Source organism: Microcoleus sp. PH2017_34_RAT_O_A (assembly GCF_020737885.1).
Lineage (GTDB): Bacteria > Cyanobacteriota > Cyanobacteriia > Cyanobacteriales > Microcoleaceae > Microcoleus.
This window is the reverse complement of record NZ_JAEQDD010000174.1, coordinates 1-10,863: the sequence shown is the minus strand read 5'-3', so window position 1 is coordinate 10,863 and position 10,863 is coordinate 1. Positions and strand designations below refer to the sequence as shown.

At 46.2% G+C, this 10,863-nt stretch carries 9 protein-coding genes; all 9 read left to right on the top strand.

Annotated elements, in window-relative coordinates; all coding sequences use genetic code 11:
• Positions 1-276 precede the first annotated feature (276 nt).
• The 9 genes from JGK11_RS32195 (at position 277) to JGK11_RS32155 (ending at position 10,710) form a co-directional block, all read left to right on the top strand.
• Positions 277-804: an FHA domain-containing protein gene (locus JGK11_RS32195; protein WP_293184423.1), complete on the top strand. Its 528-nt coding sequence runs from the start codon at positions 277-279 to the stop codon at positions 802-804.
• 311 nt (positions 805-1,115) lie between these two features.
• Entirely contained in the window at positions 1,116-3,119 is a 2,004-nt protein-coding gene (locus JGK11_RS32190) for an FHA domain-containing protein (RefSeq protein WP_293214426.1), read from the top strand.
• Positions 3,120-3,299: 180 nt separating this feature from the next.
• Positions 3,300-3,728, top strand: a complete 429-nt coding sequence (locus JGK11_RS32185; protein WP_293193250.1) for a hypothetical protein — start codon at positions 3,300-3,302, stop codon at positions 3,726-3,728.
• A gap of 165 nt (positions 3,729-3,893) precedes the next feature.
• Complete coding sequence (locus JGK11_RS32180) at positions 3,894-5,075, top strand: DNA cytosine methyltransferase (RefSeq protein ID WP_293214424.1); 1,182 nt, start codon at positions 3,894-3,896, stop codon at positions 5,073-5,075.
• A 253-nt stretch (positions 5,076-5,328) separates the two neighbouring features.
• Positions 5,329-6,681 (top strand): tRNA (N6-isopentenyl adenosine(37)-C2)-methylthiotransferase MiaB, encoded by a 1,353-nt coding sequence (miaB, locus tag JGK11_RS32175; RefSeq protein WP_293214422.1) that lies wholly within the window; start codon positions 5,329-5,331, stop codon positions 6,679-6,681.
• Between the two features lie 73 nt (positions 6,682-6,754).
• Positions 6,755-7,654: a hypothetical protein gene (locus JGK11_RS32170; protein ID WP_293193253.1), complete on the top strand. Its 900-nt coding sequence runs from the start codon at positions 6,755-6,757 to the stop codon at positions 7,652-7,654.
• Between the two features lie 31 nt (positions 7,655-7,685).
• Positions 7,686-8,090 (top strand): hypothetical protein, encoded by a 405-nt coding sequence (locus tag JGK11_RS32165; RefSeq protein WP_293193254.1) that lies wholly within the window; start codon positions 7,686-7,688, stop codon positions 8,088-8,090.
• Positions 8,091-8,277: 187 nt separating this feature from the next.
• The gene (locus JGK11_RS32160; RefSeq protein ID WP_293184437.1) at positions 8,278-9,336 is read left to right on the top strand and encodes a D-alanine--D-alanine ligase family protein; all 1,059 of its coding nucleotides are present in this window, start codon (positions 8,278-8,280) and stop codon (positions 9,334-9,336) included.
• Positions 9,337-9,597: 261 nt separating this feature from the next.
• Positions 9,598-10,710, top strand: a complete 1,113-nt coding sequence (locus tag JGK11_RS32155) for an AI-2E family transporter (RefSeq protein ID WP_293193255.1) — start codon at positions 9,598-9,600, stop codon at positions 10,708-10,710.
• The last annotated feature ends 153 nt before the right edge of the window (positions 10,711-10,863 follow it).

The window sequence follows — 10,863 nt, the reverse complement described above, 5'->3', positions numbered from 1 at the left end:
TATTTAATTGTACCTTTGTCCTTAAAGTACCGTTGCCGACTTTCGTAAGTCCCGACATTAAACAGATTGTTTGACCACCTCAACAGTTGCTCGACAATGATTTTGTCGAGTCCTGTTAAATGCCAAAGGTCTCTTTGTACTGCGTACATCTTTTTTTACCCTCCTTGATTGATTTTACTAGAATTGGTAAATATTTAACTGGCAGGATCAATCCTGCAATGCCCTTTCATCCCTGGACTAAAGTCCCAGGGTTTTCACGGTATTTCTTATAAAACGATGACAAACCAGCTAAATTTAACATGGACAGAGGCTGGGGTTCGTCAAACTCAGACGATTCTAAACGAACAGCCAAGCAAAAACCCGGGAAGCGTGAGACTCGGACGCGACCCAGCGCAGTGCGATATAGTATTTTCGGATTCGAGCGTATCGGGGTTGCACGTCGAAATATTTTTTAATCGCGAATTGCAGGAGTATGCAGTGCGGAATTTGCGCGCCAGCAATCCGCCCCTGGTAGACGGAAAAATTCTCGCCTCGGGCGAAGCAATATTGAAATCCGACAGCCGCATCCATTTAGGCCAAGTGGAAATCGAGGTGAATGTAACTGAGGTGCACTTAGCCGCGCCGCTGACAGTTTTGCTTGGGGCGCCTCCGGTGCAAATTTCTTCCCCGCCGACGCAGCCTTCTATTTACGGTTTGCAGTGTCCCAAGTGCAGCCGCGTTTCGCCTTACGCGCAGTTGAGTGCGGGGTGTCCGTGGTGCGGTACTTCTTTGGCGGCGGCGGCGAGTGTGGTGCTGTCTCCTTGAGGGAAGAGAAAAAGCCAGAATCGCGCGATCGCTCTTTTGTTCGATCGCGCGATCGCCAATGCTAGGATCTTGCTGGCAACGGCATCTAATTTTTACTTCCTGACACTTTTGGGACTGCATTCAATCGAAAATCTCAAATATCAGGGGCGAAATAACGAGAAATCTACAGATATTCTCGGTTTCTAGCCCCCATGCACCTAAAACTATTAAAGTTTTTGAGATAGGCCCCGAGATCAAATCAAATCTCTCAAATTCAAAAATCTTTTTTCCCAGAAAGCTCAAAGCCGACGGCTGATGTTTAAAAAATAATAATGAATCCTCAACCCTTGCACCTGCGACTTACTTGGAAAGATACAGCTACGGGGGATTGTCGCTCCCCGATACTCGAATTGCCCATCGCTTTGGGACGTATTTTTGAAGGTATGCCCTCCACCATCAACGGTGAGCGAGTTTCTCGAATTCCCCTCAAAAGCAGTCAAGTGTCTCGGTTTCACGCTGTGATTGCCACCGAAGGCGACAGTATTGTAGTTACTGACACCGGCAGTCGCAACGGTACTTTTGTCAACGGCACCCGCCAAACCCGGTGCGTGCTGGCAAATGGCGATATGCTGCAAATCGGGCCCTACAAGATAGCCATTTCATTTACTGTTAATTCCACAGAAACCCAGTCTGTCAATTCTCACATTTTCTTTAACCCGCAGACCAATAGGCCAGACCCCGCGTTGGGGCAGCCCATGGTGTCGCCGGTGCCTCAAACAAATAGTAGGGGAGAATTTCCGCCGATCGCATTTTTGCAGGCAAATCAAGTCACAATGCGATCGATCCAATCTATGGGACTCCCGGTTGAAGAAATTGATTGGGCTGCTGTTGGTGGCGGTTTGGGCAGCTTGATTTGGGTGGATTTGCTGAGAATTTGCGGCGTGAAGGTCGATCGAATTGCCGTTCTGGGCATGGAAGAGCAACCTTACGCCCGTTACCGTCGGTTGTGCCTGAATTCTCAAATTCCGCTCAGGGAACGCCTGCGATCGAATTCTGACTCGTGTCCAGACAACATTTGGGGCTGGCCTCCCTATGCTGTGCGGGAAGCTTGGCAGGAATTGCGGAAAGGGCGGTTGATGGTGTCGCTGAAGTTGATGTGGCAGGTGTTTGCGGAACCGACTTTTGCCGAAACTTATACGCCGCGCGCCGGAAATGTGTTTGATTCGATTGACAGGGAAACTGTGCGTATCGGGTGGAATCAGATGTTTCGCTACGGGAGAGTGCGGGCGATTCGCCAGACAGATGACGGTAGGTACGCGATCGCTTATTCTCGATCGAATGCCAACCAGCGCGATCGTGCTTTTTTAATCGCCAAATACGTACACTTAGCCACCGGCTATCCCGCCATTCAATTTTTGCCCGACTTGCAAGAATATCGCGAAAAAACCCAGGATTTTGAGTCCGTTGTCAACGCTTACGAAAGTCACGACGGCGTTTACGAAAAGTTGGAGGCGAGGGGCGGCAGCGTTTTAATTAGAGGGCGGGGAATTGTGGCTTCGCGGGTGGTGCAGCGAATTTATGAAGCGCGACAGCGAAATGCCAACATTCAAGTATTGCATTTGATGCGATCGCCCAAACCTCAAGGTAACAAATTTAACCTCACCGTGCGACAAGTCGAAAATCACTATGAATTTCAACCTTTCAACTGGCCCAAAGCCTGTTGGGGCGGCGAACTCCGCGTACTTTTGGAAAAAGCCAAACCCGAATTTCGCCCGCAGTTTCTCGGAGACTGGGGCGGCACTACCACAGCCAATCGCAGCGACTGGCGGCGGATAGTCAAAGAAGGTTTAAGTCAAGGATGGTATCAAATTACCTTCGGGGAAGTCGAGCGAGTCGAGCGCGACAGTCAAAACCGCACCGTGACTTACATTCAAGAAAAGGATCTCAAAGGGCAAATTAAGTTACAAGCTGATTTTATTATTGACGCGACAGGTTTGGACGCTAAGGTAAAAACCAGTCCCCTGCTAGAGGATTTGGTAGTTCAATACAATCTTCCCCTCAACAATTTGGGGCGTTTGAGTGTCAACAACGATTTTGAAGTGCCCGAATTGCGGAACGCCTCCCCCAACAACCCAGAAGGGCGGGTGTACACAGCGGGCGCGATTACTTTGGGCGGGCCTTACGCGCCCGTAGACAGCTTTTTGGGCTTGCAATACGCCGCCCTGCGTTCCGTTGAAAGTCTGGCCGCTAACGGAGTTCCGGGTGTTGGGAAATTGAGCGTTTGGCGATCGTTCTTACAATGGTCAAAGTGGATTTTAAATAAATCTCCCGGCTAAATTGAAAAAGTTCGGTAACGGATTTTGTAGCGGATTTAACGGATGTAAAAGAGCTTCGCATTCAACCTCAAATCCCAATCCCCAATCCCCAATTCAAAATCCCCAATTCAAAATCGCCAATCCCCAATCCAAAATTCAAAATCCCCAATCTAAAATCCAAAATCTAAAATCTAAAATCGAATGACCCCCACCTTATTCGGCCGCTGGCAAACTCGGTTACTGCTATTTGCAACCATCGGCGTTTTAGTAACCCTGCCATTTTTTCTAGGTTTAATCACTTCCACATCAGGTGCAATCTTTTTCTTAATTTTAGGTTATGTAGCAATTTTTGGCATCGGCTGGGATATCTTATATATCTACATCCAGCAGTTTCGCTGGGATCGAGATTGGCCCGGCGCATTTCAATTAATCGCCGGGATTTGGGAAGCACTTTTTGTGTTATTTTTAATTAAAATTATCGGTTTGCCGGGAATACCGCGAGAAAATTTTGACTTAACAGCTTTTGCATTGCATTACAGTTTAGTGTGGCTGGCTATTTATCTAGCATCGCAAACACTGATGCGGATTTTCTTTCCCTACTGGCGTTTCCGAGGCGGCCAATGGTTTTAAGAATTATTGGAATTTGTAGGGGCAATCCCTCCGTGGTTGCCCATATTTGAGTAGGGAAACGGCACTGCCGTGTCCGGCGCGGGGTTCTGCGACTTTTAGCAATAGTCAGGTGCAAGCCCAACCGAATTTATAGTAAGCTTAGTTTAAAATAACTGGGATGATTTAATGTACCGTTCTCCCTGTATATTCTCCTTTTTTTCCGGTTCGGGATTCCTTGACCTCGGTTTTGAATTAAATGGGTTTCATGTAGCCTATGTCAATGAAATTTTCCCACCTTTCATGCAAGCATACCGCTACTCTCGGCAGTGCCTGAATTTGCCGCTACCAGAATACGGATACTGCGAAGGCGAGGAAGCAGATGTCACTCAACTTGTAGGGGGAAAAACAGCTTCTCGCCTGCGGGAATTGATGCAGGATGCCCGCCAGCATCACGATATTGTGGGATTTATCGCGGGGCCGCCTTGTCCAGACTTTTCTGTGGGTGGTAAAAACCGAGGGCAGGAAGGAGATAAAGGCAAACTTTCAGCTTCCTACATTGAATTGATTTGCCAGCAGCAGCCGGATTTCTTTTTGTTTGAAAATGTCAAAGGTTTGTGGAGGACAAAAAAACATAAAGCTTTTTACGACGAACTCAAGCTTAAGTTGGCTGATTCGGAATATTTTTTTGTGGAACGTTTAATAAATGCGATCGAATATGGAGTACCGCAGGATAGAGACCGAATTATTTTGATTGGCTTTAAAAAAAATCTTGTCAAAAATCTGGGGATTATTCTAGATGAAACCAGCCCAATGTTACCTGAAAATTTATTCCCCTGGGAAACTCAGATATTATATCCCAAATCAGAAGTTTTTTGTCATCCTTGGTCTGAAAGAAATGCTTTTGTACGCGATGGTTTTTTGCCTTGTCCCGATGGCATCACCCAAGAATTAACAGTTGAGTTTTGGTTTCAAAAAAATGATGTTCTCAACCATCCCAACGCTGAACATTATTTTCAACCAAGAGCAGGTATTAAAAGGTTTGCTGAGGTCGATGAGGGAGACGATTCAAAAAAATCTTTCAAGCGCCTGCACCGCTGGCGTTATTCGCCGACTGCTTGTTATGGTAATAACGAAGTTCACTTGCACCCTTACAAAGTTCGCAGGCTTTCTGTTGCTGAAACACTAGCTATTCAGTCTCTACCAAAAGAGTTTGCACTGCCGGATAATATGACATTGACGAATATGTTTAAAACAGTTGGAAATGGAGTTCCTTACTTGGCTGGGCAAGGTATTGCTAAAACTATTTTACATTTTTTACAATCTAAATATCATAGGTTTGTAGTTTGTAGGGTGTGTCGCCTGCGATAAATCTCTGCATCACAATCGACAATCTAATGGCGAAGCACCACCAGCGCCAGCTATTGTAAACAAACCCCAAAATATATTGTAGCAATATTTTTCAGCAATGGTATTAATCGCCGCGCCTCACACACCCTAAAGGTTTGTGAAAGTTGTTTTTCAATAAATTAAGAACAAGAAAAGTTCACAAAGGGTTGAGACTTGTTATATAATAGTTGGTTAAGGTTGAAAACCTAGATTTTTTATTTTCCTGCAATTCGCCATGACCGTTAAACCCCGCCGCTATCACATTACCACTTTCGGATGCCAGATGAACAAAGCCGACTCCGAACGGATGGCTGGCATTCTGGAAAATATGGGCTTTGAGTTCTCGGAAGACCCGAACGACGCTAGTTTGATTCTCTACAATACTTGCACCATTCGCGATAATGCCGAACAAAGAGTTTATTCTAACCTGGGAAGGCAAGCTCATCGCAAGCGTAAAGAACCGGGTTTGACTTTAGTTGTAGCTGGATGCGTGGCGCAACAGGAAGGTGAGGCGCTGTTACGGAGAGTGCCGGAATTGGACTTAGTAATGGGCCCGCAACACGCTAACAGACTTGAAGATTTGCTGGAACAAGTTTTCCAGGGAAATCAAGTTGTGGCGACGGAAGCTGTGGAGATTATGGAGGATATTACTAAGCCTCGTCGCGACAGCCAGGTGACGGCTTGGGTGAATGTAATTTATGGTTGCAATGAACGCTGCACTTATTGTGTTGTGCCAAATGTTCGCGGGGTTGAACAGTCGCGAATGCCGGAGGCAATTCGGGCTGAAATGGAGGAGTTGGGCCGTCAAGGTTACAAGGAAGTGACTTTGTTGGGGCAGAATATTGATGCTTACGGGCGCGATTTGCCGGGGACGAAACCGGATGGTAGCAACCTGCATACTTTGACTGATTTGCTTTATTTTGTGCAGGATGTTCCTGGTGTCGATCGCCTGCGTTTTGCTACTAGCCACCCTCGCTATTTTAATGAACGATTGATTAAGGCTTGTGCGGAGTTACCGCAGGTTTGCGAACATTTTCACGTGCCTTTTCAGTCGGGAGATAATGAGATTCTGAAGGCGATGTCTCGGGGTTATACTCAGGAGAAATATCTGCGAATTGTTGATATGATTCGCCGTTATATGCCTGATGCTTCGATTACGGCTGATGCGATTGTCGGGTTTCCTGGGGAGACGGAGGCGCAGTTTGAGAAGACTCTGAAGTTGATCGAAGATGTTGGTTTTGATTTGGTGAATACTGCTGCTTATTCGCCTCGCCCGGGGACGCCTGCTGCGTTGTGGGAAAATCAGTTGAGTGAGGAGGTAAAAGCCGATCGCCTGCAACGTATCAATCATGTCGTGACAACAACGGCTATGGAGCGATCGCAGCGCTATTTCGGGCGCACGGAGGAGGTTTTGGTGGAAGTCCAAAATCTCAAAGATCCAACTCAGGTGATGGGGCGCACTCGCGGCAATCGTCTCACATTTTTTAAGGGGGATATTGCACAATTGGCTGGTAAGATTGTGCGTGTTAAAATTACTGATATTCGCGCTTTTAGTTTGACTGGCGAAATGCTGGAAAATCTAAATTAGATTGCGAATTTAATTTCTTTTCCTCCCTTCCATATCCACTAACTCAAAACTATTCCCCGTTCCCCTGATTAAAATGGAAAAACCAATTCGCATTTTACTGCAAACAACGATTCCAACAACTGAGGATGACTGGAGTATCGAGCGTTTCTCTTTGTTGCGAGACTATTTGGCTAATCTGAAGGACGATCGGGGAAATCAATTATTTCAAGTAATGGCAAGAAACCGCGAATCAAATATAGAAGGGAATGACCCAATCCTAAGCAGTTTGGGAGAATCAATATTTGACGAGCTGTGGCTGTTTGCTGTTGATGTAGGAGACGGTTTGACTGAAAAAGATTGTGCGGGAATTAAGGCTTTTCACCAACGGGGTGGGGGGATTTTGGCAACTCGCGACCATCAAGATTTAGGTTCGTCTATCTGCACTATTTCTGGTGTGGGGGCTGCACATTTTTTTCAAACTAAAAATCCCGATCCAGATCCATCGAAACATTGCATAGATGATGTTGATACTACTAATATTTCTTGGCCTAACTATCATTCTGGACGCAATGGGAATTATCAGAGAATTATCGCGATCGATCCGGTACATTCTCTTTTGAAAAGGCCTGGTGCTTCTGCCGAAGCGATCGAGTTTTTTCCGGCTCATCCGCATGAAGGTGCTGTGGGTGTCCCCCCAGGCGATCAGTACGGTAGGGTAATTGCACAAGGGAAAAGTTTGGTGAGCGATCGCATTTTTAACCTCGCTGTTGCTTTCGAGTGGCCTCCCGATACGATCGGAAATCAGCTCGGACGTGGAGTGGCTCAATCGACTTTTCATCACTTCTGCGATTATAATTGGAATTTGGATATGGGTTGTCCAAGCTTTGTGACTGAACCGCCGGGAAACACTATGCAAACAGAGTCACAGGCTTTAGATGATATCAAAACTTATGTCCGCAATTTAGCTTTGTGGCTGGCTGGAACACCGCAATAAAACTCTAATACGAAAAAAGAGTCTAAATAACATGACACAAAATTCTGAATTTGACAAGACGCAAAATTCAATTCCTCAAGTGGAATTGCCGCAGCCAAACGAACGTGGAGAGTATAAAAGAACATCTCACCGATATTGGGAAGCCACAGATTCAGACCCCAACGGTGTTAAATGTCGCATGGGCCCGCACTCTATTCAGGAAATAGAAGACCCTGGAAGCAAGGTAAATTTAAATATTGGCAGTTGGCCTGTAGTTGGTACTTTGAAACCAGGGCAGAATTTTGAAATCTATCTGGGCCCTAGCGGATTGGGGGTTTTGTACGATGCCCAACGTCAACCTTGGTTTTTTATAGAAAAAAGTGAGGGTACCGGCGCGCCGAGTAATTGTTTTGTGCCGGCTAACAGCAGATTTGTCAAACCAATACAGCCCCAGTAACCTCCATAGATAATATTTGCTAGAGTCTCGGAGTCTTTTAACAAGATATATTTTTTTACCGCAGAGAGCGCAGAGGACACAGAGGAAGAGTGGAAGGGAGGGGATAGGTAGTCTTAAAGCGTTCATTTCTGCGTTGGCTGCGCTCTCTGCGTGTATATTTATCAAAAAGTATCGGGAGTATGGAAAAATGACGAAGATGCGGATCGGGTTACTCTTCGGCGGGCGATCGGGCGAACATGAAGTCTCTATTAGTTCGGCAAGGGCGATCGCCCGTGCCCTCGCTGCTGACGAAAATGCTTCTAAATACGAAGTTCTGCCCTTTTACATCCAAAAAGACGGCCGCTGGCTGTCGGGAACATTACCGCAGCAAGTCTTAGCCGCCGGCAAACCTCTGGAAATAGAGTCACAAGCAGGAGAAGCTTGGCAATTTCCTAATTTTAATGGAGTAGATGTTTGGTTTCCGGTTTTACACGGGCCTAACGGTGAAGACGGTACGGTGCAAGGATTGCTGAAATTATTGCAAGTTCCTTTTGTCGGTTCGGGGGTTTTGGGTTCGGCGATGGGAATGGATAAAATTGCGATGAAAATGGCTTTTGCTAACGCAGGTTTGCCGCAGGTAAAATACATCGCTGTCAATCGTTCCGAAATCTGGTCGAATCCTTGCGTTTTCCCCAAACTGTGCGACAAAATTGAAGCTGAGTTGGGCTATCCTTGCTTTATTAAACCAGCAAATTTGGGTTCGTCTGTGGGCATTTCTAAGGCTCGATCGCGCGCTGAGTTAGAAGCCGCTCTTGATGGCGCCGCCAGCTACGACAGGCGGATCATTGTGGAAGCTGGTGTGGTTGCTAGAGAGTTAGAATGTGCGGTTTTGGGCAACGATAATCCGAAAGCTTCAACGGTGGGAGAAATTAGTTTTCAAAGCGATTTCTACGACTACGAAACTAAATATACTGAGGGACAATCCGAGTGTTCAATTCCGGCAAAAGTCAGCAGTGCGATCGTCTCGCAAATCCAAGAAATGGCAGTGCAAGCATTCTTAGCCATTGACGCTGCCGGTTTAGCGCGGGTAGACTTTTTCTACGTTGAATCAACCGGAGAAGTTTTGATTAACGAAATCAACACTTTCCCCGGATTTACAGCTACCAGTATGTATCCTCAAATGTGGGCGCATGATGGTATTTCTTTCCCCGAATTAGCAGACCGTTTAATTCAATTAGCTCTCGAACGGCACGGCGAAAAAGCTTGAATTGTGAGCCTCAAACTCCTTTCCTAAAAATAGCAAAAAATAAGTTATTCCGCAGGTAATATATCCATACCAGCGTCAACGAGATAACATGGTTGTGGCAGGGAGTACCTGCCCACAGCCCAATTTCTGCTACTAGCAGAGCAAGTGGGAATTTTTAGCAGCCTGGTATAACTAAATGCAACATAAAATCGTTAACGGAGAACGGCGAATAGCAGCGTCAATCTCACATCTGGCATCTCAAATTTTAACTTGGTTAACTTAATGAGACGTTTCACTAAACTGCCGCAGTGGTGGACTTACGGACTGTTATTCCCTCTAGCGGTACTCAACTGCTGGTTAGCCCTCCTAGTGTTTGAATATTTTCGCGCTCTGATTACTGTTTTGGTAATCGCTACAGTGTTCTCTTTTTTGCTAGATTATCCAGTGCGTTTTCTGCGTAAATACGGGCTGAAGCGCGATCGCGCAGTTTTGTCGGTGTTGTTCGTAACTTTACTGATATTGGTGGTTTTAGGTGTTACTCTGGCTCCGATTCTGCTGAACCAAATCACTGAACTCGCTACTCGACTCCCAACTTGGATAGTTTCCGGTACAGAACAGATTGAAGCGTTCAATAAGTGGGCAGAAAATCGCAATCTTCGCATTGATGTTAGCGGTTTGACTACTCAATTGAGCGATCGACTTTCAACTCAATTGCAGTCTCTCACTGGCGAAATCCTCAAATTTGGCTTGGGTGCGGCAGACAGTCTGGTGAATTTTCTGCTGACAATAGTTCTGACATTCTACTTGCTCTTGCATGGCGATCGCGTGTGGGAAGGATTGTTTAAATGGTTTCCCTCCAAACAGAGTCTGCAATTGCGACAGTTGCTGGCGCGAAGCTTCCACAACTACTTCGTCGGACAAGCAACCTTGGCGGGTTTGATGGGACTGTCGATGACGGTGGCTTTTTTAATTTTGCGAGTTCCCTTCGGGCTGCTTTTCGGTTTGGGTGTCGGTGTAATGACGATGATTCCCTTCGGGGCACCTTTCAGTATTTGCGTTGTCAGTTTGCTGATTACACTAAGCAACTTTTGGCTCGGTGTGACAGTTTTAGCTGTCGCGACAGTCATAGAGCAAGTAATTGAAAGCGGGGTTGCTCCTCGATTATTAGGTGGTTTTATCGGCCTCAATCCGGTGTGGATTTTAGTGTCTCTGTTAGTGGGAGTTAAGGTGGCGGGAGTAGCAGGTTTGTTAGTTGCTGTACCGATGGCTGGTTTTATTAAGAATACTGTTGATATTTTGGAAACTTCCAGGAACAAGTCGAGGGAAATTGATGCGGTTAGTTCCATTGAACCCAATAAAGTTGAGAGCGGAGATTCCAACAGGGAAAAACTATGAAAAATAGACACTGTTTGCTTTCCTCCGGATCGCGAAAGCTAACGTTCTTCTCTTGGGAGCATCTCAGTTTTGCAAGAAGCATTTTTTATGGTAGTGCGAGCGTCCCCGCTCGCGTGCTTGTACAAGCACGCGAGCGGGGACGCTCGCACTGTA